14 protein-coding genes and 1 pseudogene are annotated in these 25,046 nt (G+C 60.7%); 7 read left to right on the plus strand and 8 right to left on the minus strand.

From position 1 onward, the window contains the following. A partial coding sequence (locus tag ACIA48_RS29970; protein WP_396739925.1) for an amino acid adenylation domain-containing protein occupies positions 1–3,863 on the minus strand: 3,863 nt, incomplete at its 3' end. A 65-nt stretch (positions 3,864–3,928) separates the two neighbouring features. Then, positions 3,929–4,081, minus strand: a complete 153-nt coding sequence (locus ACIA48_RS29975) for an MbtH family NRPS accessory protein (protein WP_396739955.1) — start codon at positions 4,079–4,081, stop codon at positions 3,929–3,931. Between the two features lie 1,267 nt (positions 4,082–5,348). On the opposite strand from ACIA48_RS29975, the gene ACIA48_RS29980 reads away from it, so the two are divergent. Then, positions 5,349–6,593, plus strand: coding sequence for a methyltransferase domain-containing protein (locus ACIA48_RS29980; protein ID WP_396739927.1), 1,245 nt, complete (start codon positions 5,349–5,351; stop codon positions 6,591–6,593). Positions 6,594–6,730: 137 nt separating this feature from the next. Here the strand turns inward: ACIA48_RS29980 and ACIA48_RS29985 are convergent, their stop codons facing one another. After that, positions 6,731–8,005 (minus strand): glycosyltransferase, encoded by a 1,275-nt coding sequence (locus ACIA48_RS29985; protein WP_396739929.1) that lies wholly within the window; start codon positions 8,003–8,005, stop codon positions 6,731–6,733. Between the two features lie 235 nt (positions 8,006–8,240). Between ACIA48_RS29985 and ACIA48_RS29990 the strand changes: the two genes are divergently transcribed. From ACIA48_RS29990 to ACIA48_RS30005, 4 genes are all read left to right on the plus strand, one after another. Then, complete coding sequence (locus ACIA48_RS29990; RefSeq protein WP_396739931.1) at positions 8,241–9,941, plus strand: GMC oxidoreductase; 1,701 nt, start codon at positions 8,241–8,243, stop codon at positions 9,939–9,941. Positions 9,942–10,461: 520 nt separating this feature from the next. Then, positions 10,462–11,718 (plus strand): glycosyltransferase, encoded by a 1,257-nt coding sequence (locus tag ACIA48_RS29995; RefSeq protein WP_396739933.1) that lies wholly within the window; start codon positions 10,462–10,464, stop codon positions 11,716–11,718. Positions 11,719–12,043: 325 nt separating this feature from the next. Then, the gene (locus ACIA48_RS30000; protein ID WP_396739935.1) at positions 12,044–13,315 is read left to right on the plus strand and encodes a glycosyltransferase; all 1,272 of its coding nucleotides are present in this window, start codon (positions 12,044–12,046) and stop codon (positions 13,313–13,315) included. Positions 13,316–13,613: 298 nt separating this feature from the next. Beyond that, the gene (locus ACIA48_RS30005) at positions 13,614–15,014 is read left to right on the plus strand and encodes a hypothetical protein (protein ID WP_396739937.1); all 1,401 of its coding nucleotides are present in this window, start codon (positions 13,614–13,616) and stop codon (positions 15,012–15,014) included. A gap of 139 nt (positions 15,015–15,153) precedes the next feature. Here the strand turns inward: ACIA48_RS30005 and ACIA48_RS30010 are convergent, their stop codons facing one another. From ACIA48_RS30010 to ACIA48_RS30020, 3 genes are all read right to left on the minus strand, one after another. Further along, entirely contained in the window at positions 15,154–16,728 is a 1,575-nt protein-coding gene (locus ACIA48_RS30010) for an MFS transporter (protein ID WP_396739939.1), read from the minus strand. Between the two features lie 418 nt (positions 16,729–17,146). Next, complete coding sequence (locus ACIA48_RS30015; RefSeq protein WP_396739941.1) at positions 17,147–18,421, minus strand: glycosyltransferase; 1,275 nt, start codon at positions 18,419–18,421, stop codon at positions 17,147–17,149. A 239-nt stretch (positions 18,422–18,660) separates the two neighbouring features. Beyond that, entirely contained in the window at positions 18,661–19,542 is an 882-nt protein-coding gene (locus ACIA48_RS30020; protein ID WP_396739943.1) for a cupin-like domain-containing protein, read from the minus strand. A 345-nt stretch (positions 19,543–19,887) separates the two neighbouring features. On the opposite strand from ACIA48_RS30020, the gene ACIA48_RS30025 reads away from it, so the two are divergent. Continuing rightward, positions 19,888–20,226, plus strand: a complete 339-nt coding sequence (locus ACIA48_RS30025; protein ID WP_396739944.1) for a hemophore-related protein — start codon at positions 19,888–19,890, stop codon at positions 20,224–20,226. An 855-nt stretch (positions 20,227–21,081) separates the two neighbouring features. Beyond that, positions 21,082–21,888 (plus strand): TylF/MycF/NovP-related O-methyltransferase, encoded by an 807-nt coding sequence (locus ACIA48_RS30030; RefSeq protein WP_396739946.1) that lies wholly within the window; start codon positions 21,082–21,084, stop codon positions 21,886–21,888. A 303-nt stretch (positions 21,889–22,191) separates the two neighbouring features. On the opposite strand, the pseudogene ACIA48_RS30035 reads toward ACIA48_RS30030, so the two are convergent. Both ACIA48_RS30035 and ACIA48_RS30040 read right to left on the minus strand, forming a co-directional pair. Further along, positions 22,192–22,513 (minus strand): annotated as a pseudogene (locus ACIA48_RS30035) (ATP-binding protein); the annotation flags it as partial. Between the two features lie 199 nt (positions 22,514–22,712). Next, positions 22,713–24,941, minus strand: coding sequence for an acyltransferase family protein (locus tag ACIA48_RS30040; protein WP_396739948.1), 2,229 nt, complete (start codon positions 24,939–24,941; stop codon positions 22,713–22,715). Positions 24,942–25,046 lie beyond the last annotated feature (105 nt).

Genomic DNA, 25,046 nt, shown 5'->3' on the forward strand with positions numbered 1-25,046 from the left:
GCAGCCAGCCGGGCAACCCCTTGCTGCACTGGCACCGGCCACCGCACCGCCACCTTGGCGCCGCGATAGTCCGCCACCGGCGGATAAGGCCGATCGGTGGGCAGGTCCACCCGCTCCGGCAGATCAGCCAACGCAGCCTGCCAGTAAGCCAGCTGGCCGGCGATCCGGCTGTCGGGATCATCGAGATCACCCAGCTGCGCGCGCTGCCACAACGTGTAATCGACATACTGCACCGGCAACGGGGCCCAGCTGGGACCGTGTCCGGCGCACCGTGCGGCATACGCCGCGCCCAAATCGCCCACCAGCGGAGCGATCGACCAGCCGTCCGCGGCAATGTGGTGCACCACCGCCACCAACACATGCTCATCCACACCGAGCGTGAAAAGCGTTGCCCGCAAAGGAATTTCAGCAGCCAGATCAAACGCACGGCGCGCCACCGCGCCGACGGCGTCCTCCAGTCGGCTTTCCGGCCAGTCGATGGCATCAACAACTTGCCACCCCACCTCGATGGCGTCGACCGTCACCACCGACTGCTCCGGAATGCCGCCCGGCGCCAGGAACAGCGTGCGCAAACTCTCGTGACGGGCGACCACATCGCCAATGGCCGCACCCAACGCCGGAACGTTGAGGTTCCCCCTCAACCGCAACGCCACCGCCAGGTTGTCAACCGAGGATGGCCCCTGCAACTGATCGAGGAACCACAACCGGTTCTGGGCAAACGACAACGGCACCACCGCAGGGCGCTCCAGCGGCACCAACGGCTCCAGCCCATCCCCCTCGCCGATGCGCGGCGCCAACTCGACCACGCTGGGCGCCTCGAACAAGGCACGAACCGACAGTCCGGAGTCCAAGCTTGTATTCACCGCGGCGATCAACCGCATCGCCAGCAGCGAGTCGCCACCCAGTTCAAAGAACGACTCGTCGATACCCACCCGCTCCACGCCCAACACCTCGGCGAAGATGCCGGCCAGAATTTCCTCGGTGGGCGTCGAAGGAGCGCGGTATCGGTCGGCGCTGGGGTACTCAGGAGCCGGCAACGACCGCTTGTCGAGCTTGCCGTTGACCGTCAACGGCAACACATCGATCAACACCACCGCGGACGGCACCATATAACTTGGCAACCGCTCACTCAGGGCACCGCGGACCGCACTGAGGTCCACCGCGTCGACTGCCGACTCGGTCAAATACCCTACGAGGCGCTTGTCACCTGGACGGTCCTCGCGGACGATCACCGCCACCTGATCCACTCCGGGCAGGGCGCTGAGCGCGGCTTGGACTTCACCGATCTCGATGCGATGCCCGCGAATCTTGACCTGCTCGTCAGCGCGACCCACGTAACGCAATTGTCCGTCAGAGCCCCACCACACGAGATCCCCGGTGCGGTACATGCGTTGTCCGGGCCCCTCGGAACCGGCGAACGGGCAGGCCACAAATCGTGAGGCAGTCAACGGAGATCGACGCGCGTACCCGACCGCCAGCTGCGGCCCGGCCAGATACAGCTCGCCGACCACCCCCTCCGGTACCGGACGCAACCAGCTGTCCAGCACGAAGAACGCCGCACCCGGCAGCGGCGCGCCGATCGGCACGATCCCCGAACCCGCCTGCAGCGGCGCGCTCAACGCCACCCACATCGTGGCCTCGGTCGGGCCGTACTCGTTGATCATCACCCGACCCGGCGCCCAACGGTCCACCACGTCCGGCGGGCAGGGCTCGCCACCGACTAGCAACGTCACCGTTTCGAGCCCCTGCGGCGACAACATGCCTACCGCCGAAGGGGTTTGACACAACACACTGACCCGCTCATCGATCAATAAGGCGCGCAAGGCCTCGGGGGAAGCGGCCACCGACTCGGGCACCACCGCCAGCCGCCCCCCATGCAGCAGGGCGCCGTAGATCTCCCACCCCGAGATGTCGAAGCTGTACGAATGCCACTGCGACCAAACCTGCCCCGCGGCGGCCCAGTCGCCATGCAACGAACCCATCAGCTGGGTGACGTTGGCGTGAGTGATCGCCACACCCTTGGGCACGCCAGTCGTGCCCGAGGTGTAGATCAGGTAGGCCCAATCATCTGCGGCCGGCGCCGGCATGGGCGTGACCGGGTAGCTTTCGATGGACGCATCGTCGACATCGATGACCACCAACTGACTACCAGACAGTCGCTCAGTCAACCCGGCGGTGGTCAGTGCGGCCATCGGTTCGGCGTCGGCAATCATGAACTCGATGCGCGCCCACGGGTGCGCGGGGTCGATCGGCAGGTACGCCGCGCCGCTCTTGAGGACCCCGAGCATGGCCACGATCGCCTCGGCACAACGGGAGAAAAACAGCACCACGCATCGGCCGGGACCCGCACCAAGCCCGGCCAAGAGGTGCGCCACCCGATTGGATGCCGCATCCAACTCGGCATAGGTCCACGACCGACCCGCGCACGTCAGCGCCACCGCGTCCGGAACAGCAGCCACCTGCGCCGCGAACACCTCCGGAATCGACGCCGCTTCCGTCGCCGGCGCCGTCAACAACCCCCGGTTGCCCCACCCCTCGACTCGGACGTGCTCGCGTTCATCGAGAAAGTCAAGAGACGACAGCGGACGCTCCGGATCGGTCGTCATCGCCAGTAGCAGGCGCGTCAACCGATCCGCCACGTCAAGGACATCAAGCTCCGCAGTCGGATGGCCAGTCCCCAGGGAGCTGAGGTGAAGCTGGTTGCCATCCTTGAAGAAGACCAGTGCGGCCTGATCCCCGAAACCGGCATTGGTCAGGGTCCCGGTGGCCAAGGCGCCATCGAAGTGCCCCATATGCGCCGCGGGAATGATGTTGACGACGACCCGGTTCGGCGCACGGCCGGAGCTGCCCAGATGCGCTCTACTCTCGATCGTCTGCACCGGGAACCGCTGGTGTTGCAGCGCTTCTCTGATTTGGATGTTGACGTGTCGGCAAAAGCCGGCAATCGAGGAATCCGGCGGAGTTTTCAAGACCAGTGGTACCACGCCTGAGATCAGCCCTGGAACTGCTTGCGATTCCGGACGAACGCGCCTGCTCACCGGAAAATCGAGAACGACCTCCGAACGGTCCGTCTCGTACGCACTCACCAGGAGCGCGCAAGCCGCAGTGATCACCGACGACCGGCGTACGCCCAGGTTCCGCGATAATTCGTCGATCCGCTCGAGGAGGTGCGCATCCAGCGGAATCGGTGGAGAAAAGTCGTCGGTTGCGCTTCCAGTCTCGACCGCGTGCGGTGCGGGATAGATCGGCCTTTCGGCAGGCAGGTTACTGGCCCAGTAGGCCTGATCATCGAGATAATCGGTGGATGCTTCGTATTCGGTCTCACACTGCACCAAGTCGTGCAACGAGCCGAAAAACGCTGGGGGAATCTCTCCGCCTGCAGCAAGCGCGGAGTAAACAGCTGCGATTCGATGCAGGACCAAAGTAAGGCCGATGCCGTCGACCGCGATGTGGTGGCAGCATGCGAACAGAAAGTTCTCGTCTGCCCGCGTCTGCATTAGCGCGAACTTGAACAGTGGGCCAGACAGCGGCATCGGCATGCGCCGGATGCTGGATGCCAAGCGATGCACTTCCTCGACACGGTCCAGCGAGCGCAGAAGGTCGTAGCGCTGAAGCTCAACTACCGGGTGATCAACCGGCCGCTGGAAAACTTGGTCGGCCTCTTGGAAAAATTGAGCTCTAAGCGGTTCGGCCTCACGCACTACATGGTGAATCGTCGACTTCAGGACATCGGCATCGATCGGGCCCTCGATACGCAGAAGCCCGCCCAAATGTAACGTTGCGTCCGCGCGACCCGTTTCTTCGGCGAGCCACATCTCGAACTGTCTCCGCGAAAGCGGATAAACTCGGTCATCGAGTACCATCCGATCCCCTCAATTACTCCAAGCCTGGCCCGTTGCTCTAGGAACTCGAACCCTCCATCAGCTTGTTACGCAGATTTTTGGACCACGCGTAGCGCGGTTGCGCGCAAAGCTGTCCGAGCCCCGGCGCGATGAGCTACTCGCGCGCCGGGCGCGGCCTTCGCGAAGACCGGCCACAGGCTGTAACGCTTTTCATTGTTAACCGAGTTGCTCCTTCGAATTTACCGAAACGGGGTTTTGAGCCGTTGGTGTGGTGGAACAGATCGATGTTCTCAACTCTCCAGAATCTACTTGACCAAGTGGAACTGTTCAAAACGATACTGAAGGCGGTACAGGTCGGTCCCGACTTTCAGCAAAGTCGCTGGATGTGGTCTGTCTCACATCGCAATAGTCCTTCCACAAGGGGAATTTTGTCCGGTGTGATTTCTCTCACCTGCGGCGATAAGCCTGTCATTCGCGGTGGTCCCATGCTGCGCCAGGCAAGACCTCTGGGACGGTAGGTACGCTTGTGGCTGGCCGTACTGCGGCGAGCGAACGTCATTTCGCGATCGCGACCCCGCCCCACGACGCCGTCTACCTGCTCTCTGCACTTGCGTTGACTCCTTGAGGGCAGAAACGACGCTAGTCAGGATCGCCAGGAGTTCTAACCTGTATCGCGCGAGCATCGGCGAGTTTGCCGTCGGATTTTAAAAATGGGCCGGTCGGCCCCCGGCGGTCGGCGTGGCATCTTCTGCGCTGTGGTCCTAACTGGCTCGTTTGCCGACGCCATGCGGCGCGCTCGGCGGCACGGACTCGCCTGACGTGCTCTTTCCGCTGGTCATACGATCGGTGGATGACCGGGTCGGATTTTGGTCGTTTAAGCGAGCCTGTCGAACTGTAGTAAATCCGGACTTGGCGTCGCGGCTTCCACACCTTGAGTACGTCGAATCATCGACAGGCATCGGCAGACTGAGACCGAATCGCGACGGCAACCCCCGCCCCTTCGACGGGACAGGACCGTCCGGACCAAGTCAAGAACGACGAGCGGCTTCGGGGGCCCTGGATGACCAAAGTCCTGGTGAAAAAGTAGAGCCTCCATTGCCGGACGCCATAGTGGCCGTGCGGTAGGTACGGGGCGACTCGGGTCTGGACACCGACGCCATCAGATTGGACCATGTCGATGCGCGCATCGGGGTGCCTATAGATGCCTGTTTCGCACCTCATAGCCAATCTCTAGGGCGTTGCGCAGGCTCTCACCTTCCACGGTCCGCCGCACCCGCCGGAGGCGCTGACCTCTACGAGCCAGCGCCGTATCGCCGCCGGAGGAAGTGCCACGGGCTGAGGAGACTGAGCCGTATTTCCGCGATGCTCCAAAACGCCAGCCGACTCAAGCTAAGTTGTTGGTTCGACACACCAGTAACACACCGAAAGCAGTGCCGCATTTCACGAACACCATTCGAAGCAAATGCTTTCGGCTAAAGAAAGCTCCTGATCGAAAGGACACAGGAGATGGATCCCCAGCGAGCACTGGTAGCCGAACACAGGTGCCGTCTGTGCGGCGGTGATCTCCGCGAGGTTCTGGACTTCGGTCGCCAGCCTGTGTCGAACGCATTCGTCGGAGTCGAGAAAGCTTCCGAAGTGCCATTCTTTCGGCTCGCGGTCGGTCTTTGTACAAGCTGCACAATGGTGCAACAGCTCGACGAGATGCCGCCGAACGAGATGTACCGCTCGGACTATCCGTATCGCGCATCCGGTTCTCTGCTAATCAGGAAGCATTTTGAAGGGGTCGCTCGGCGCATCATCGAAACTTGTCCGGGCGGTCGGAGCGGATTCGTCGTTGAGATCGGCAGCAACGACGGCGTAATGCTGAAGACGCTCAGCGAGGCCGGAATCCCACATCTCGGGGTGGACCCCGCTGCCGGCGCAGCGGACGTGGCCCAATCACATGGTGTCAATGTGCGGACTGATTTCTTCAATGCGTCGACTGCGGCCGATATCCGGGCCGAGCACGGGCCGGCACATCTGATATTTTCGGCGAACACGATCAGCCACATTTCGTATCTCGACTCAATTTTTCGCGGGGTCGAATTGTTGCTTACGTCGGACGGACTGTTCGTATTTGAAGATCGCTGGCTGGGCGACATCCTGAAGCAGCTTTACTTTGACCAAATCTACGACGAACACATCTATCTCTTCTCGGTGCGCTCCGTGCAGGCGACAGCTGCTCGTTTCGGTTTTGAGCTAATCGATGTGGAACACCTTCCATTACACGGCGGTTCCATCCGCTATACGGTGGCCCGCACCGGCTCCTGTCAGCCGGCCCCCTCCGTCGCGGAATTCTTAAACCAGGAGCGATTCTTGGGGGTCGCCGAAGAAGCGACTTTTGAACGGTTCTCTGCTGAAGTCGGTCGCATCCGGACGGACCTCGTCGCCCTCCTGCGGGACTTGCGTTCCAACGGCCGACGGGTCGTTGGATACGGGGCCACATCAAGAAGCGCGACAGTCCTGAACTATTGTCAAATCGGACCGGATTTACTTCCAGCGGTATGTGATTCGACCCCGGAGAAACAGGGTTGCCTCACTCCGGGCTCGAGAATTCCGGTATGCCCACCGGAATTTTTCGCCAACCCTTACCCCGACTACGCACTGCTGTTCGCCTGGAACCACGCCGAGGAAATCATGGCCAAGGAACGATTGTTCCACGAGGCGGGCGGACGGTGGATTCTGTACGTACCGCAGGTCCACATCGTGTGACGTAAATAGGTCTAGAGCGATCCTCGATGTCGCGGCCTTCTTGCGCTGGGGCTAACGGAGACTCGGGCTTCTGGTGCTGTTCACTCTTTCGGCAGCCGACGATTTGCGAGGTGCCGCGTGAAATCGGCCAGCGCAGATCAGTCCGACGGGCGGCCCTTCGCCGATGAGCCAGCGCACCGAGATATCGCGAAACCTTCCAGTAAGTTAGCTGCGGCAGCGGTGCTGTCGGCGGGTTTGGTCATCTGTGTAGCGATCTGGCGAGCGCGGGCCAGGTAAGGCGGCGCGAGAATGGTGCGAAGGTCGGCAACCAGTGATTTCTCGGTTGTGTTCAAAAACCGCCGGGAAGCGCCTACTTTCAACCGTTTGATTGCCGCTCCCATGTACGGCTGAGTGTCCGCTATCCAGAGGATCAGCGTGGGGACGCCTGCTCGCAAGCCAGCGGCGGTGGTGCCCGTCCCGCCGTGATGCACGACCGCGCGGCAAGCGGGAAAGGCGGCCGTGTAGTTCATCGCGCGCACCACCTTGACGTGCTCGAGATCAGCGGCGTCGCCAAGGTCTGCGTGCGGTGAGCACACCAACGCGCGCTCGCCCAGCTGCGCGCAAGCCCGACCTATCATGGCGAGCGTGTCGGCGGGAGATTCGACCGGCGAGCTTCCGAAGCCGAAAAAAATCGGGGGTGTTCCCGCTGCAATCCATGACATGACTTCGTCGTCGGCATCCGTAGGCAGATCCAGGGTCAGCGCACCGACGAAGGGGCGCAGGCCTTTCCATTCCGCAGCCAGTCCGGGGAAGAAAACCTCGTCGTAGGACTGAATTTCCAGCGCGGCGATCCGTTGCGATGCGGGAACGGTTGCCTTGGGCAGTCCAAGTTGGCGGCGCTGTGCATCATCAAACTTCTTCAGCGCGCGCCACCAATACAACCACTCGTAGGCCTGCATAGCGGACCGTGCCACAGGCGTAGGCAGGGTCGGAAACAGCTGGCCGTTGGGCCTTAGCGGAAAGGTGTACAGAGTGGCCAACGGAATCTGACAAGCCTCCGCGACGTTGACAGCGGACGGGTAGCCGCCACGAGTGAGTAGTAGGTGTGCCCCGTCCGCAATCGACGCCAGCGTCCTGGCCGTGTTGTGCCAACTGTCAAGAAGTAACTCGTCGTAAGCGCGCCCTGACCTGATGATGTCTTGGATTTTCCAGGGACTTCGGAAGCTGCGGTTGAAGTTCCAGGTCGCTTCAATGACTGCTTGCGTTTCTGCCCCGCAGGCAACTCCCGACAGCCCGACTGCCTCTACGAAGCCCAACAAGTCGGGCGGGACAGCAAGACACACGTCGTGTCCGCGGTTCAACAGTTCGCGACCAAGGGCTGCGCAGGGCTCGACATCGCCACGTGTCCAATTGGTCGCCATCAGGAACTTCATATTGAGCACTATCGTCGCACTAGTTGCGCGCCGCCTGCGATTAATACGCGGGATTCATTGATCAGTCGGCGCCCGGGCCTACGTGTCGTCACCACTCAGGAAAGGCGACCACACAAAGTTGGTGCCTCCCTGAAGGAAGCGGAGGTCAATAAGCGAAATCTCTGCTGACGGTGGAACTATGTGCCGCGTGGCCATGAACGCTCGATGAGCAATTTGATCCCACAGTTAGCAGCAAATGGTATGGTCTGTACCGCTCAAACCGCCGAAGCTTTGGGCAAGGCCCGCGGGAGATCTTGATTTGAGCTGGGAGCTGAATCCGCCCGAGGCGGAAGACATTACGTGGGACGTAATCGTCGTGGGCACCGGCATGGGCGGCAGCCCGCTTGGCTATGCTCTGGCTCAATCGGGCCGCAGGGTGCTCTTTCTCGAGAAGGGGCGCTCAACACTGCCCGGTGTTTCACGAACGATCCGCTCGTCCGTACCGGAAGTGGCCGAACCTCTGGCCTGCCGTTCGACAAATGACTACCACGAAGCTTTGGCGCGGGCCGGACGCTCGACCGACGAGGTCGAAGACATCAGCGGGCGTTCCCCACGGCGGTACTTGCCGGGAATCGGAAGCGGGACTGGAGGATCGTCGGCGCTTTACGGCATGGTCTGCGAGCGATTTTTCAATCGCGATTTCACTCCCCGGCAGAATTTCTGCGATCCCGGCGATTCAACCGTGCCAGATAGCTGGCCGATCACCTACGCCGAGATGAGCCCTTGGTACGCCGCTGCCGAGCGACTCCTAGGGGTCCGCGGCGAACCTGATCCCCTGCGCCCCGAGGCGGCTGACGTCAGTCTGCCTGCGGCGCCACCATTTTCGACATTCAACCAGCCGCTGGTCGACTATCTGACGGGTCGTGGGCTGCATCCCTACCATCTGCCGATGGCCTGTGACTACACCGACGGTTGTCCTACCTGTAACGGTTATCTCTGCGACCGGTCGTGCAAGAACGACGCCGCCCGTAATTTCCTGCTACCAGCCATTGCCGAGCACGGCGCCCATCTGCTGACGGAATGTCGTGCCCTGCGCTTGCACGCCCACCACACGCAAGTTCGCGAGGTCATTTGTCAACATCGGTCCCAAATAGTGACCTTCAAGGCGAAGGTGGTGGTCCTGGCCGCTGGTGCGCTGATCACCCCGATGCTGTTACTGAATTCCCGATCGGGTGATTGGCCGCGCGGGTTGGCCAACGGCTCAGATTGGGTGGGACGCAATCTGATGCGTCATTTGGTTGACTTTTTATTGGTATGGCCGCAACCGGGCTCCAAGATCACAGGGGAAAACAGGCAGATAGGGCTGAACGACTTCTATTTCTGGGAGGGGCAAAAGTACGGCACCGTGCAGTCCGGTGGCACGCTGCCACCCATCGAGGTCCTGACCAACCACCCTGGCCGCATATACAACGCGCTCCGTCTGATGACCCCGGCGGCACGCCCGATCTACGAGCGAATCTTCGGCGGCGCGCTGCAGTTCGCCGCGATCTTGGAAGACCTGCCCTATTTGGACAACCGGGTGCTGCCCTACGAAAGCTCAATCCCAGACGGTCGCCAGCGGTTGCGACTTCAATATCGTCTTCACCCTAGCGAGATCGAACGTCGCACAACGTTTTTGCGGCTCCTGAAAGACCTATTCGAGCCGTTTCGAACCTTCCGTCTGCAGGGCGCTACGGACAACGCCGTCCTCAGCCACGTATGCGGCACGTGCCGCTTCGGGACCGATCCCGAAACTAGTGTGCTGGACCCGTATAACCGAGCGCATGAGCTGGACAACCTCTACGTGGTAGATGCCTCGTTCTTTCCATCCAGCACCGGCATTAACCCCAGCTTGACGATCGCGGCCAACGCTCTGCGGGTAGCCGAGCACGTGAACCACGTGCATTTCGCCAACTGATGACTAACGCACCTATTCGGTGCAAGGCAGCGTCGGTCGAGCGGATCACGTGGCGGTTCCGCCCCACAGCTCCGCGGAGCCTCCCAGCATGCCGGATACTTGTCAGGTAGATCGGCGTATGGACACGCGTGATCGCCACGCAGCGAAAACCTCTGAAGCTGTTGCAGCGCTCTCTATTTCACAACACCAGCCGATCTCGACGACTGGCTGGACAGGCTCAGTCGCGCGATCGTGCGCCACGTCGAATCTGGGCCTTGCTCGCACGAAACCCAGCGACACCGCCGGAAAGCGTTACATGCCGAGATGAAGTTGGTTGCCCGGAATGCCCACCTGCCCGGCCGACTCATGCCACTTCCTTAGTTCAACATCAGTGCCGCATCGACGTGCGCGGCCGCTTTTCACTCGGAGCCTCGTCCTCAAGCTTGCAATCGAAAACAGTCTCACCTGCGGCTCAATCGCCGACCAAAAGAACGGTTCGGCTGACGTTGCTAAGGCCTATCGAAAAGATAGGATCCTGCCTATGAAATTTGTGCTGGCAAGTTATGGAAGTCGTGGCGATGTCGAGCCCTGCATCGCTGTCGGCCATGAGTTGCTGCGCAGGGGGAACGAAGTGCGATTGGCTGTTGCGCCCGACATGGTCCGGTTTGTTGAGTCGGCTGGGCTTTCGACCGTCAGCTATGGGCCGGATGCGCGCGCATGGCAGGACGTGCACCGGTCTTTCATGACGCAGATGGGCCGCCCTTGGAGAGTCAAGGAACTGGGCAGGCTGTATCGCGAGAACATGGCGCTACTAGGTCGGTACCTGGCGGATGCCAACGAGACGCTGATGCTGTTGGCCAAGGACGCCGACGTACTGCTCACAGGCCCTCTCGGCGAGGATGTCGCCGCCAATGTCGCGGAGTATTACGGCGTTCCACTGGCGACGATGCACTTCGTTCCGATGCGGGCCAATGGTCAGCTCGTGGCGCGGTACGTAACTAGATTCGGCGAGTGGGTGCAATGGCGCATGCTGTTTAAGAAGGCCGAGGACAAGCAACGCCGTCAACTTGGCCTGCAAAGGGCAACAGCTCCGTCTCCGCGCAGGATCGTGGAGCGTGGGTCGCTAGAGATACAGGCTTACGACGAAGTTTGGTTCCCTGGGTTGGCAGCCGAATGGGCGGAATCAGATTGCAGGCGTCCCTTCGTCGGCACACTTTCGATGGAATTGCCGACAGACGCCGATGAGGAGATTTTGTCCTGGATTGCCGCGGGGCCGCCCCCGATTTACTTCGGTTTTGGCAGCATACCGGTCGATTTGGTCGAGTCTCCTGCCGAGGTCCTTGCCATGATCACTGATAGCTGCGCGCAGTTAGGCGAGCGAGCATTGGTTTGCTCCGGCTGGAGCGATTTCGGAAAAGTGCCTGACTCGACCACAGTCAAGGTCGTACCCGCGATGAATCATGCGGCGATCTTTCCGATTTGCCGCGCGGTCGTGCACCACGGCGGGTCTGGAACCACAGCCGCGGGTTTGCGCGCCGGTGTCCCCACTCTGATCCTTTCGACCTGGCAGGAGCAGGCGCGCTGGGGGGCTGAGGTCAAACGCCTCAAAGTCGGTACGGCCCGGCGTTTTGCGGACCTCACCCGCGAAACATTACTCGCGGATCTACGCACCATCCTCGCTCCGCAATACGCCACCCGTGCTCGCGAAATCGCCGCCCAGATGGTCAAACCGGCGGAGAGCGTGGCGACCGCAGCTGCTCTGCTGGAGAATGAAGCGCGGCTTAAGTGTGTTCGCTGATACGCAAATGCGTAAAGATAGAGGATCGGGAGAAGCCCGAGATTCCGCCGCAGTTGACCCGTCCTCCTGCGTCGTACTCGGTCAAGCCTGATGCGCGCCCACCCACGGTGAACTGCCTTCTCGCCAGCATTTCGTGGTCGCCGCGCGGCGGCCCGCCGAACTCCAGCGACCGCAGCCGGCCGACTGCACCGCGGGCGTCATCCCTGCCAAATACGCCGGAGAGAGGCAGCGGGTGGCCATCAACCTGGTTCAGCAGCCGTCAGCGTGTTGCGCCTCCGCGACCGTAATGAAAGGCTCCGCATAACACCGAAAGGCCAAGAGCTGCATGAAGTTCGTACTAGCGTGCTATGGGACGCGCGGCGATGTGGAGCCCTGCGCCGCGGTTGGCCGTGAACTGCTGCACCGCGGGCACGAAGTGCACATGGCTGTCGCCCCCGACCAAATTGGGTTCATCGAGTCGGCGGGGCTGAGTGCAACCGCCCTCGGTCCGGATCCGCGAGCGATGCTCGACGCGCACTGGGCGTTTTACAGGACGTTTTTCCGGAACTTCTGGCGAATCCGCGAAGTGAGAAGATTGTCGCGCGAAGCATGGGAACCCAAAGCCCAAGCCTGGGACGAGATGAGCAGGACACTTACCGTGCTTGCGGAGGACGCCGATCTACTATTTACCGGCCTAGTTTTCGAGGAAATCGCTGGCAACGTTGCGGAGCATTACGACATCCCCTTGGCCTCGCTGCATTACTTCCCGATACGACCCAACGGCGAGCTACTCGCGTTCCTGCCGGCGCCTCTATGTCGCTTTATTATGGTGGCGCACGAATGGCTGAACTGGCGCGGGATCAAGAAGCTTGTGAACGCACAGCGCTGCGAACTAGGACTGCCCGAGGCAACACTGCCTTCCGCGCGACAAATCACGGAACGTGGATCATTGGAAATCCAGGCCTATGACAAGGTTTGCTTCCCTGAACTGGCAGATGAGTGGGCGGGATTGAATGGACAGCGGCCCATTGTCGGCGCGCTGACGATGAATCTCCCGACCCATACGGACCAAGAGGTGGCGTCCTGGATCTCCGCGGGAACACCGCCGCTCTTCTTCGTCTTTGGCAGCACCGTGCCGGTGGAATCTACAACCGACACGCTCTCTATGATCGCCTCGGCCTGCGCTCAATTGGGCCAGCGGGCGTTGATTTGCTCCGCTGGAACCGACTTCAGCCAAGTCGCGAATCTAGACCACGTCAAGGTGGTCAGCGCAACCAATTACGCGGCCGCCTTTCCCGCCTGCCGCGCGGTAGTCCACCATGGTGGCGCAGGCACAACGGCAGCGGGTCTGCGTAGTGGGATCCCGCAGTTGATTCTCTCGACGGACCTCGATCAGACTCTCTGGGGTGTTCGCGTAAAGCGACTGAAAGTTGGTTTAGGAAAGCGGTTTTCGACCACCACACTGAGATCGTTAATGGCAGACCTGAACACCATACTGGCGCCGCAGTACGTTTCGCGCGCCCGTGAGATAGCGACCCAGATGACGAACCCGGCCGACAGCGTTGCGGCCGCCGCCGATCTAGTCGAGAGTTTCGCCCGCCTGGGCTCTATGCGCTGATCCGACGCCGGGTCGTTGGACGATCCCGTCAAAATCCACGTACAGCCGTTCGGCGTGTGCGCGTCAGACAGCGATTCCGGTGAAATATTCAGCGAAGATTATTCTTGATCACTCGTGTCTCGTCGCCGGGCGCCCATCGATCGTCGCGTCCATCCGTGGATCGTCACAGCGCTCGGTACTCTTACCCCATGTATCGGTATGGAATGTTTACAGCCCGCCTATCGCGCTGTGTCGTCCTCTGCCACAAAGCCTACGAATCTCAGGCGGGCCGTACGATCCGCGTTGTTGAAGGTTGGTAATGCCGGTCCGCATTCGTTCTGGGGGAGCGTCCCAAAAAGGCTCCGCGTCCATAAGCTCTGCGCGGCCGGATAATCGGCTCGCGCTCATCGACCACGGCTTGTATACGCAGCATCACGCAGTCGGCCGCAACGTGGTCATTCAGGTCGTGTGGCTATATGAACACGATATCGACTTCGATCGGGTGAGAAACTTCCACCAAAACCTCGGCCACGGGCTGCTGGGAAGGCGCATCGAGCGTTCGCCGCTGCCGTTCGGTTGGCATCGATGGGTCTCAGATCACGGGCCCGCTGGCTTTGATATCGAGGAGTGCGCCCGACCACCCGGCGATCTCGGTGAATGGATCGATGAACGTTCGCAAATCACCATTGATCCGGAAAAGGGGCCTGGTTGGCATCTCGGCGTCGTTCCCCTGAAGGACGGCTCTACTGCAGTCAGCCTCGTGGTTTCTCACTACCTGATCGACGGTCTCGGGCTTGCGGTGGTGGTACTTGATGCGCTTTCTGGCAACACTCGCGATCTTCGCTACCCGCCGCCTGAGTCGCGTCGTCGACTACGCGCTATGGCTGAGGACGCACGACGAACAGTGCGGGATGTTCCCGAAGTGGGCCGGGCGCTTGCTTTGGCGGCAAGACTGTCCCGTCAGCGCCGGCGGGACGGTGCAGAATCAGAGCAGTCACCACCGCCCCCCACGCGCCGAGAAGGCTCCGACGCTTTCGTCGTACCAAGCGTCACGATTCGCGTCAATTTGGATGATTGGGATGCCTGTGCGGAGGCTTTGGGCGGAACCAGCAACACCCTGACTGCCGGGTTCGCCGCGAAATTCGCTGAACACCTGGGGCGCCGACGTGCCGGTGACGGAGCCGTCACGCTGCAGCTTCCTGTGAGCGACCGTGTCGAGGGTGATACGCGTGCGAATGCGATGTCAATTGCGCGCGTCAGCATCGACCCGACCGGAGTAACAGCGGATCTTGGTGACACCCGAGCGGCGATCAAACAAGCGCTGGAAGCGCTGCGGAACACACAAGATGAGTCATTGCAGCTCGCTTGGCTTCTCGCGTTTACCCCAAGACGGGCGCTGAGGCGGATGGACGATGCGACCGTCGCTGACCCAGATTATCCTGTGTTCTGTTCTAATCTCGGTGATGTCGGTTCGATGGTGAACCGCCTCGACGGTACTGACGCCGAGTACGGCATCGTACGCGTGACTGCCCAACACGAAACGCGACAGCGGCTCGATCAAACCGGCGGCCAGATGATCTTGCAGTCTCTGCGCATCCCCGGCAGCTTTATCATCAGTGTCGACGCATATCAGCCCGGCGCTGAAAATACGAAGGCCGCCTTGCGCGTTCTGGCTGAGCGCACGCTGGCTGGATTTGGTTTGACTGGCAGGATTGAGTAGCTAATTTTGACAGAGTGCCGAATCGCCCTGTTGGCCAAAGCAATACCGCCATAGCCGGTCGGTCTAACCGTGGTAATTCCTACCGTTTGCTTTGCGTCAAACATGACAGCGACGGAAATGGCGATGAACGGGGACTGGGCTACAGCTCGCCAGTGTCGATGGCTTTCTTGACCTCCTGCGCGTGCGCCACTTGCTCTGCGGTATATCCGATACACAACGCAATTCCGGCAACGAGTACGCCGGACCCTGCCAACCACAGCAAGCCGTAGGTAATGCTCTGGTCCAGCGCATGCAACTGTGCTGAACTCATGTCCATTGCAGGTCCGGTGATTCCGCCAAGGGATTGATTGCGCGAGGTGATCACGGCCTGGACTGCGGCGAAGACTACCGGTCCCCCGAGGGTCGACAGCATCAGCGCAATCGCGGATGTAGGGCCGATGCGGTCATCCCCGACACTCGCGATGGCTGAAAGCATGAGCGGCAGGTTCGCAAGGCCGATGCCAACGGCGCCGACGACGAGCGGCAGCACCAGATTCGGAAAGTATGGGACACCCGTGTGAAGTGTCATGCTGCTTGTTACCACCGCAGCGACCACGAGCAGACAACCAGCGATTACCACCACCCTCGGTTGGAACCGCATCACCAGCCGCGACGAGGCACCCATCCCTATGGCAACGGCAATAACGAACGGGATAAATCCGAGACCGGCGTGGAGAGTGCTGTACTTCAAGACCTGCTGAACATAGAGGGCAACTAGGACGGTCAAGCTGAACAGGATTCCGCCAGCTAAAAAAATGGTCGCGAAAGTAGCCAGTCGATTTCGGTCGAAGAACAAATCAAACGGCACGATCGGGTTTTCTGCTCGCCGCTCAACTACCACAAACGCGGCGAGGGCGCTGATTGCCAGCGCACCCGAACCGAGCGTCGTCGCCGACAACCAGCCCTCCTGCGGGCCTATCGATATGCCGAAAACCGCCGCGATACAAATGAAGGTGGTCAACACGGCACCCGTGGCGTCCAGCTTCATTCGGTGCGTATGGGTTTCCTTCAGCGTGGTGCGTGCCAGCCAGATCACGATCAACCCAAGCGGCACGTTAATGATGAATATGATCCGCCATGACACATCGGTGAGTGCTCCGCCTAGCGTCAAGGCCAGTACGGCACTTATCCCCCCCATCGCTCCAAATATCGCAGTCGCAGCGTTGCGTCCGGGGCCCTTCGGGAATGTTGTCGCTACCAGTGCCAGACACGTCGGCGAAAGGATACCCGCGGCGATGCCCTGCAGTAGCCGGCCTAAAAGGAGGCTGGCCGCATCCCAAGCGATTCCGCACACCGCTGAGGCAATGGTGAACAGCGAGGCTGCGACGATAAACGTGCGCTTCCGTCCGAAGGCGTCGCCGAGACGGCCGCCCAGCAGCATCAAGCCCCCGAAGGTCAGTACGTAGGCCGTGATCACCCACCCTCGCGCGGCATCGGAAAGGCCGAGCTCGTTCTGCATCTTGGGAAGAGCGAAAATTGCTATCGTGCCGTCCATCGCGGCCACCAACCCCATGCCGCTGATAACGGTGACTGCGGCGATGAAGCGGCGACGCGACATCGAGGTCTGCAGAAACCCGCTCGTATCGCTGTGAGGAGCCGGCTCCGAGGGCATTAGATCGCTCTCTTGTTGCGCCCTACGTTCCTGACTTTGCGCTGCCTCATTGCCGGGCGTCATAGCAAACTACGCTACAGCAGTTGCGGAAAGTGCTAGTAGCGAGCCGCTGTTGAATCGTTGTACCTACCGCGCTTGAGCTTTGACGGAGCGAACTGGACCCCACCCCAGCTGTATCCGACCTGGAGGTGAGGTTGGGAATAAGGTGAAGGCGGGTGCAAAATTGGTGACGGGTGCCCCTCAAGCCTCGGAATCGCGTGGTGGTTGACATCCGCGCAACCGCAAGGCCGGCCAGTGCTATAGCGCGCCGAACCACGCCCGGCAACTGCTAACAGCTGTACCGATCACCGGTGAGGAATTTCGAGTGAGCACAATTAGAAATTTCGACTCGCGTTCAGTTTCGGGACGAAGCGATCGTGGATAAGATCGTAATGCGGCGAATAGCGTACCTCACTGATACTCAGCAGTGCGTATCTGCAAATCAGCGAATAATCCCGCGACGAGCATGAATTTCCAGGACGTCGGCGGCGTTGGCCGCGCTTTCACGCGGAGTTGTCATCCAACTGGCAATCTCGCGGGCTCGGCTTACATATTCTGGGGCGAGAATCTGGCGGAGATCCGCAACTAGTGATTCTGAAGTGCTAGATGAAAACCGCCGAGCGGTGCCAACCTTCAATCGTTTCAACTGAAGTCCAGCGATTTGCCCATCAGTTATTGACCACAGGATCAGCGCCGGCACCCCGGCCCGCAGACCGGCGGCCATGGTCCCTAAGCCTCCATGGTGGACTACGGCACGGCATGTACGAAACACAGCCGAAAGATTCACCGCCCTCACGATTTTGACGTGGTCTGCGTGTGGAGCGTGCTTGAAATTACTCCAGCCAGAGCAAACAAGAGCTCTCTCGCCTAATTCCGCGCATGCTGTGCTGATCATAGCGATGGTTTCGTCAGGGCGTTCGGCCGGAATGCTGCCGAATCCGAAATAAATCGGTGGTGTTCCCGCGGCAATAAATGACGCCACATCCTCGTCGCCGTCCGTGGGCGCGTCCATCGTCAGCGCTCCCACAAAGGGGCGTTGGGCTTTCCACTTTTCCCATTCTGCTGCCAAGCCTGGGAAACATAGTTCGTCATATGCTTGGATCTCTAATGACTTCTGTTCCGCAATTCGCCGCGGCGACGGGCCTTTCGCGTTAGGCAGCCCGAGCTGACTTCGCTGCGTGGCCTCGAGGCTCCTTGTTCCCAGCCAATTCATCCAATCGAACATGCGCATTCCGCACCGGGTTACCGTCGGTGGTACGCCGGGGATCCAGTGCCCATTGGGCCTCAGAGGAAACGTATGCAGTGTTGCGAAAGGAATGTTGTAATACTCCGCAACATTGGCAGCTAGTTGCTCATAAATAAGACCGCTTAATAACAGATCGGATCCACGCGCTAGCGAAACCAGCTTGTCGTTCAACTCCGGCCAGTGTTTCTCAACCAACTCGCGAGTTTCGCGCCATGACTTCAGCAGCTCTCCCCTGTCCTTTAAATTACCGGGAAAGCCCTTCCATAGGTTTTGGAGGAAATCCGATTTGAAAACCGTCTGAGAATCTCGCCCATAAGACACCGCCTCAAGCCCATCCGACTCGACTAGTTCGAGCAGATTCGGCGGAACCGCCATGCAGACATCGTGGCCGCGTCGCAACAACTCACGACCGACGGCCGAGCACGGCTCAATATCCCCGCGACTCCCATAGCTGGCGATCACAATCTTCAATGCAAACTACCCCCATAGAATGCCAGCCGACCCCCGCGCCCTATTAAAGGCTGCGCTCCTGATGATAGTGCAGTCACAACTACGGGTGCTTCTGGACTACGCGCTTAACAGCTGCCTGCAAGGCTCCAGTGAACCTTGTCGACTAGTTGAGCGACCCCTCACGACGCCGCAACAAAGCAATCCCTGCGGCGCACGCTACCCGCCCGGGGCCGAGTGCTGACCTGCGACGAACCTAAAGATCAGCGGGTGGATTGAAATCCAGCGCTGCTGGCGACGTTTTGCGCCATCTGGCCCGCGGCCCCGCGGATGCCCAGCGCGAAGCTGCCGAAGTAGCGGGCCATCTGGCGTGGATGCTTGAGGTAATTGGCATAGTTGGATTGCCACCAGTAGTTAATCGACATGTTCTCGCCGGCACCCCAGACGGCATGCCACCAAAAGAGAGGAATGTAGAGCATGTCGCCTGGGCCGAGCTCGACGAGCGCGCGGTCGGCGTCGGCCCAAGCGGGGTACTGAGTCGTATCTGGGGAGGCGACATTGACCCGGGAGATGTTGTTGCCGACGTTCCCGAAGGCAAAGGGATAGACGCGAGCGATTTCACGAGGTGGGCAGAGAACAACTTGTTTTTGCCCGCGGATCTGCGTGAGGAAGTTGTCGGCGTAGTCGTAGTGGAGCCCCGTAAAATTGTTGCCGGCGCCCAGCCAGAGATTCACCGCGGCATATTTGCGCTCGTCAACGAAACGGGGAAAACGAACATCGGACCAGAGCTCAGGAAGAGCGGTCCTGATCGGTAGCTGGACGGCGTAAAGCTGGCCGTCTGAGATAGCCCCGCTTGCGATCAGATCGATGTATTCGGCGAAGGAGATCTCCGAAGTGGTTGCCATTGCTCCGGTTTTCGGGTCGGGGATGTGGGTGCCAGCGCCCGTGACCTTCGACGGCTTAATGGTGCGGGTACCGACTTTCTCGGCGAGGTAGTCGTTTGTCCAACGCTCCAGTACAGGCCAGTCCTCCATCGCGCCCGAGACGATCACCGGGCGCTGCGGAACGATGAAGCGCTCCTCTAGTTCTTGCCGGCTCGGGCGGTCTAATCTCGGGACCTCAAACGTAGCGTTGACGTCGAACAACGGTTTCCCCCTCGCTGGACGGTGACCCTGAACCGCAATCGACGAAACGTATCACACGCTCCGTAGCAAATTTCGAGTTCGTTTCGTTCGAGCGTACAGCGCTCACGACCGGAGCATATCGTTCGACACAAATGGGCCAGGCCTCGCTGGTTCGGCACACGAATTGCTCGGACACAACTGACGCCCGTAACGCAGAAGCGAAATTTTCCGATATCCCGTACGCGCTGGCCACAAGCTGATCTGCGGCGCAGCAAGTAGCGGGTGTGCGGATGGAACGGAAATGCCTGGGTTAGATGAAGGCTCAGGTGGATACAGTCAAAGAATATCGTTACGGGAAGGACCCTCATGATCAACCTTTCGTTGACCAGGCTGGCGGCCGCCTTCGGCGGCCTCGCAGTTACGTTGGCCACTGGAGCCGGGATCGCCTCCGCTGCTCCTGATCTGGGCCCAGCGGTCGACACAACCTGCAGTTACCCGCAGTTGGTGTCCGCGCTCCATGCGCAAAGCCCGGCCACAGGTGCGGCATTCGACCAAGCGCCGATGTTGAAAGCCGGTTTGCAGCAGTTCCTCGCTTCAGGGCCAGCCCAACGGCAACAGATTGCCCAGCAGGTGGCCAGCGCGCCCGACATTCAGCCGTATCTCGGCGATATCCAAGGCGCCTTTGCGACCTGCAACAACTTCTAACCAAGTCAGAAGCGAACTACCTGCGTTTCGTGCGTACGGGTAGATCGTAATTTCTGCCGTTGCGTCGTTTCGGCGCGTGGTTAATTAAACCTGCGTGCATGGATTCGGAGAAAAATCTTTTCGAGGTCGCTGGATGCCCTTCTCTGGCTGAGCCGTCAGTTACGGCGCCATAGGTGGGCAGCAGCGGCCGAGAAGGGACGGTTATGGCCGTTTTGTGATGAAAAGCGTCGCGTTGTTCCGGTCAACGAGTTCCGCAGCCCAGTTGCATTCGGGTGATTACCGATGCATGGAGTCGAGTTGGGTGTGAGGCGGAAGCTGATCTGCTGTGGGCGAAGCATTTCCAACGAAATGTGATCCCGTCAGCATCAAGGGTTGTTCGGCGATGATTTGTGTGGCTTCGTCCGGCCCGGGCGCAGTCGTTCGCAGCGGCGACCCAGGCACCACAGCTGCGGACCTCGTGATGTGCCCCCGTAATTTCTGAGGCAGCCCGAAAAGGCGGGCCTGGGCCCAATGCCCAACGCCTGAAGGTCCTTACAGCGCAGCACTTTACAGACATCCGTCGGCGCTCCTAACGAAGGCCTGCGCACAACCCTGGCACCGCAAAACGTCGCTTGAAGCCGCGACATCGCCGCGCAGACGACCTAAATCTGCGCAAAGGTTGCCGTCTGCGGTAGATACCCGGTGGTCAGCCTCGAACCAGAAGCGACCACGCTGAAGGAAATGGAGCGACTGAAACTGCCAGGGCAGAGCAGTGGTCAACATGGATTCGGGGTGCGATGGGTCGATCCATCACCGTCCAGCGTCTTCAGAAGAGATTGCGTCTGATAGCTTCTTGGCGTCAAAGGGAGGGACTCGATGAGTAAGCCCAAAATGCCTGCCGTTGCGGACTACATCACGTCGCGGTTCGTGCGGCGAATTCGTAGCTGGGATTCGCGCCACAAGTACGTTGATCTAGACGAATCCGCACAACACATCATTCGCAAGGTCGACCCGTACACGTTGACCGCGGGTGACCGCATCGCCGCCCTGTGCACGAGTGTCGATTACATAGTCGACCACGGCATCCCCGGCGCCATTGTGGAGTGCGGAGTGTGGCGCGGCGGAAGCCTGCTGGCGATGGTGTTGCGCCTGCTTGAACGTGGCATTACCGACCGCGACGTTTTCGGGTACGACGTGTGGCAGGGCATGGGACCGTCCGGCTTCCCATATGAGCCCACCGACGAAGACGTGCTCTTCAACGGCGCATCGGTCAAGAATTCCATGAATCCGGGCCGAATTGGCAAGGCCCTCTACGAACAGGTCATGCCGAGAGTGACCCACTTCCAGCCCTCGCGCGATGACGTCTTCGGCCTACTGACGTCTGCCGGATACCCGTCGGAGCGGATCCACCTCGTAGCTGGTCCGGTGGAGGACACTCTTCCTGCACAGGCGCCCGAGACGATAGCCCTATTGCGCCTCGACACCGATCTGTATGAGTCCACCCGCCACGAGCTTGAACACCTCTACCCGCGGATCCCCGTCGGCGGCGTGTTGGTCATCGATGACTACGGGTACTGGAAGGGCGCGCGCAAAGCCGTCGACGACTATTTCGATGGACACCGCATTTTGCTGCATCGTGACGGCCCCTCAGTTCGATTCGCTGTCAAACAGCAGGAGCGCTGATCCGCCACTCGGCAGCCAGCTCTTTATACAGTTGAGCTCGGCGTTGGGCATCAGCGAGGTCGGTGAACTCCTCTCCGGCCAAGAATATTGTTGCGTATGTACTGCACCGTCTGCTCCGCTCGCGGTTCGTCTTGCCGGTGGGCCACCCGGGCCGGATCAGAGGCGAAGTCACGAGCCTGGAGCACTCAGCCAGCCGACAATTAATAGCGGATTCACCGAGTTCGCTATCGGCGGCGGCTCAAAATTGACCCCCTGGCGGCAGGTGAAGATTGACCCCCGGCCGGTGGTGGTTGGTGAATATTCCTCAGTAGTGGTGGCCGCGGCAGGTGTGCGGCCCAGGTACGCGGTCTTTAAGTCGGTAGCTGTCTCCTTGCAGGGTGATGACTTCGGCGTGGTGGACGAGGCGGTCGATCATGGCGGCGGCTACGACGTCGTCGCCGAACACTTCTCCCCAACGGTCGAACGCTTTCTTGGAGGTGACGATCAGCGATGCTCGTTCGTAGCGGGCCGAGACCAGTTGGAAGAACAGGTTGGCAGCTTTGAGTTCGAAGGGGATGCAGCCGACTTCATCGATGACGATGAGCGGGTAGCGGCCCAGTCGGGTGAGTTCTTGCTGGATGCGTCCGAACAGCGAGCGGCGCGAATGGATTTCCATCGCGGTACAGACTTGAAGAGCGTTGAGGAAGGCCGCCGCACACTGTGATGACGACCATGCGACCGGACGGCTATCTGCTGTCGACCTGTTGCGGTGAACCTGAGACAAACCACTCTTGCGACGGCAGTGTCAGTCAAACTTGTGCGTCGGTTTCCTGTTTGGCACACACTCAGCTGGGTGCAAGCGCGCGCTCGGCCAGCAGCCCTACGACCGACGACAAGAGTCGCGAGTAAGCGGCTGTCACGTGGGTCTGGTCGGAGTACACGAGAGTGTTGCCTACGATGACAGGACAGCGATCAGCGGTGCAGAACAGCCCGGTGACGTCCACGTAATGTCCACCGCCAACTCTGATGGCGGCGGATTCAGCCGCAATTCCCGCTTCGTTCACCGCCATCGACCGGGGGGCCGAACAAGCCGTCGTGTCATCGAGGTGGCCGGACAGGCAGATCGCCACCATCGAGTGTGGATCCGGGATCGGACCGAGCACCAGAACCTCAGCCCCGGTGCCACGGAGTTGGCGCACGAGGCGCGTCAGACCGGCCATCCACGCCGGATCATAAGATGCAAAGCCGGGCTGCCATCCGAGTTCGGGACCACCATATCCTCGCCAGACGCTCATCACCACGAGCCGAGGACGCTTGGCGTTCAACTGGGTGATGATTTCGTCGCGCCACTGCTCGCAATTGGTGTACAGCAGGCGACGGACGGGGCCGGTCACGGCCAAGTCCATCGGTGGGCAACCAGATTTGGTCAAAGTCTCCAGCCGCCAACCCTTTTGCGTGGCAACCTCGTCGAACGCTGGACTCCACATGGTGGCATTCGAATCGCCGAGCAGGGCAACCGTCGTGGCGGAGGTGGTGTCGCCCGCCGCGCAGTCCGGCTGTCCCACCTCGAAAAAAGTGCGCAAGCAGCCGTCAATAATCATGTCTTTGGGCTCGTCTGCCGCGTCGGTAAGCGTGGGGTCGAGGTTTGACGGGACTGTCTTGACCTCGGCAGCTGCGGCGACGACCGCTTGGACCTGCGCGAGCGCACCGGATATCGCAGCGTCGTAAGCCTCGATAGTGCGCCCGGTGGGTGGAGACGCAGCAGTGAAGGTCAACGGTGCGGCCGGCGCGCCCCGGCCGACCGGTGGAGGTATCGCCACCGCCACCGCCGCACAAACAGAAACTGCTGCCGCGGTGGCGACCCCGCCGACCGCAAGACTCCTAGCGGGAGATCTGCGCAAAGGTGCGGCGAATCGCAACGGGTTCTCGACCAGGTGCAATGTAATCACCGCCAGCCCGCCCGATACCAGCACCGCTACGAGGCGGCCTGCCAGCCCGAGCGAGTGGCCCATCAGGAGCGGAGCAAACAACAGCACCGGCCAATGCCAGAGGTACCACGAGTACGACACTCGGCCGATGGCTTGCATCGGTGACCACGACAGGACGCGACCACATCCCGTAGCCGATGCGGAGCAGCCGGCACCGATCACCAGTGCCGTGCCGAGCGTAGGTAACAGCGCCGCAGTACCGGGATAGGGAGTAATTTTGCTAAATGCGGTGCACGCCAGCACGATGAGGGCCAACCCTGACCAGCCCGCAATGGCGGCAAATGTTGCCGGTAATCGGTGCCACTGCGTGACTGTAAGGGCCACCAAACCGCCGACCGCTAGCTGCCACGCCCGCGTGGGCAGCGAGAAGAACGCTACCGACGGCACCAGGTATGTGGCCGCAAGCGACATCGCAAACGATACAGCCGCAATGACCGTGAGGACGACAAAGAATGGCCTCGTCGATGACGCGGCATCGCTTTTTGTGCGTCGACGCGCAAGCCGTACTAGCCAGGCCGTGCCAATTATCAGGGCCGGCCAGACAAAATAAAACTGCTCCTCCACGCCCAATGACCAATAGTGTTCGAACGGAGTCGGGAGGCCGGGGTCGAAGTAATTCTGCAGTTGCAGAATGAACCAATAGTTGCTGACATAAAGTGCGCTGGCGATACCGTCACCCATGACGGCCGGAACCTGCAGTGGGGGTAGCAGAAAGCCCGATGCGACCGCAGTGAGAACGCCTACCGTGGCCGAGGCCGGCAATAGCCGGCGGGCACGCGCCCCGTAGAAACGACGTAGCCGGACGGTACCGGCGGTGCTCACTTCGCGCCACAGTAGCCCTGTGATGAGGAAGCCCGAGATGACGAAGAAAACGTCTACGCCGACGAATCCACCACCGACGCCAGGCACCGCAGCGTGGAAGAGAACAACGGCTAACACAGCGACGGCACGCAAGCCCTCGACGTCCGGACGAAACCCCAACTTCGCCGAGCTCGGTCGCTGCGGCCCAGCACTAACACTCAACGCGTCAGCGCCACCCGCGGTGCCGCCACCTTCGGTTGCTGTCCGTTCGGCCACCCGACGCATTGTGACATTCGTCTCGTGGACAGGGAGGAAAACTCGCGCCTTAGTTGCTTTCGCCCTCGCGTTAAGAGGGCGTCAAAGCGCTTGAAAGCAGCCCTCTAGTTCGAC

Origin of the sequence: Mycobacterium sp. NPDC051804 (assembly GCF_044452905.1) — a bacterium.
Lineage (GTDB): Bacteria > Actinomycetota > Actinomycetes > Mycobacteriales > Mycobacteriaceae > Mycobacterium.

Excerpts from the sequence above, each read along its gene's own strand:
- ACIA48_RS30000 (WP_396739935.1), top strand. The coding sequence starts at position 12,044 with ATGAAGTTCGTACTAGCGTGCTATGGGACGCGCGGCGATGTGGAGCCC.
- ACIA48_RS29990 (WP_396739931.1), top strand. The coding sequence starts at position 8,241 with ATGGTATGGTCTGTACCGCTCAAACCGCCGAAGCTTTGGGCAAGGCCC.
- ACIA48_RS30010 (WP_396739939.1), bottom strand. The coding sequence starts at position 16,728 with ATGACGCCCGGCAATGAGGCAGCGCAAAGTCAGGAACGTAGGGCGCAA.
- ACIA48_RS29980 (WP_396739927.1), top strand. The coding sequence starts at position 5,349 with ATGGATCCCCAGCGAGCACTGGTAGCCGAACACAGGTGCCGTCTGTGC.
- ACIA48_RS30030 (WP_396739946.1), top strand. The coding sequence starts at position 21,082 with ATGAGTAAGCCCAAAATGCCTGCCGTTGCGGACTACATCACGTCGCGG.
- ACIA48_RS30025 (WP_396739944.1), top strand. The coding sequence starts at position 19,888 with ATGATCAACCTTTCGTTGACCAGGCTGGCGGCCGCCTTCGGCGGCCTC.
- ACIA48_RS30005 (WP_396739937.1), top strand. The coding sequence starts at position 13,614 with ATGCCGGTCCGCATTCGTTCTGGGGGAGCGTCCCAAAAAGGCTCCGCG.
- ACIA48_RS29985 (WP_396739929.1), bottom strand. The coding sequence starts at position 8,005 with ATGAAGTTCCTGATGGCGACCAATTGGACACGTGGCGATGTCGAGCCC.
- ACIA48_RS30040 (WP_396739948.1), bottom strand. The coding sequence starts at position 24,941 with ATGCGTCGGGTGGCCGAACGGACAGCAACCGAAGGTGGCGGCACCGCG.
- ACIA48_RS29995 (WP_396739933.1), top strand. The coding sequence starts at position 10,462 with ATGAAATTTGTGCTGGCAAGTTATGGAAGTCGTGGCGATGTCGAGCCC.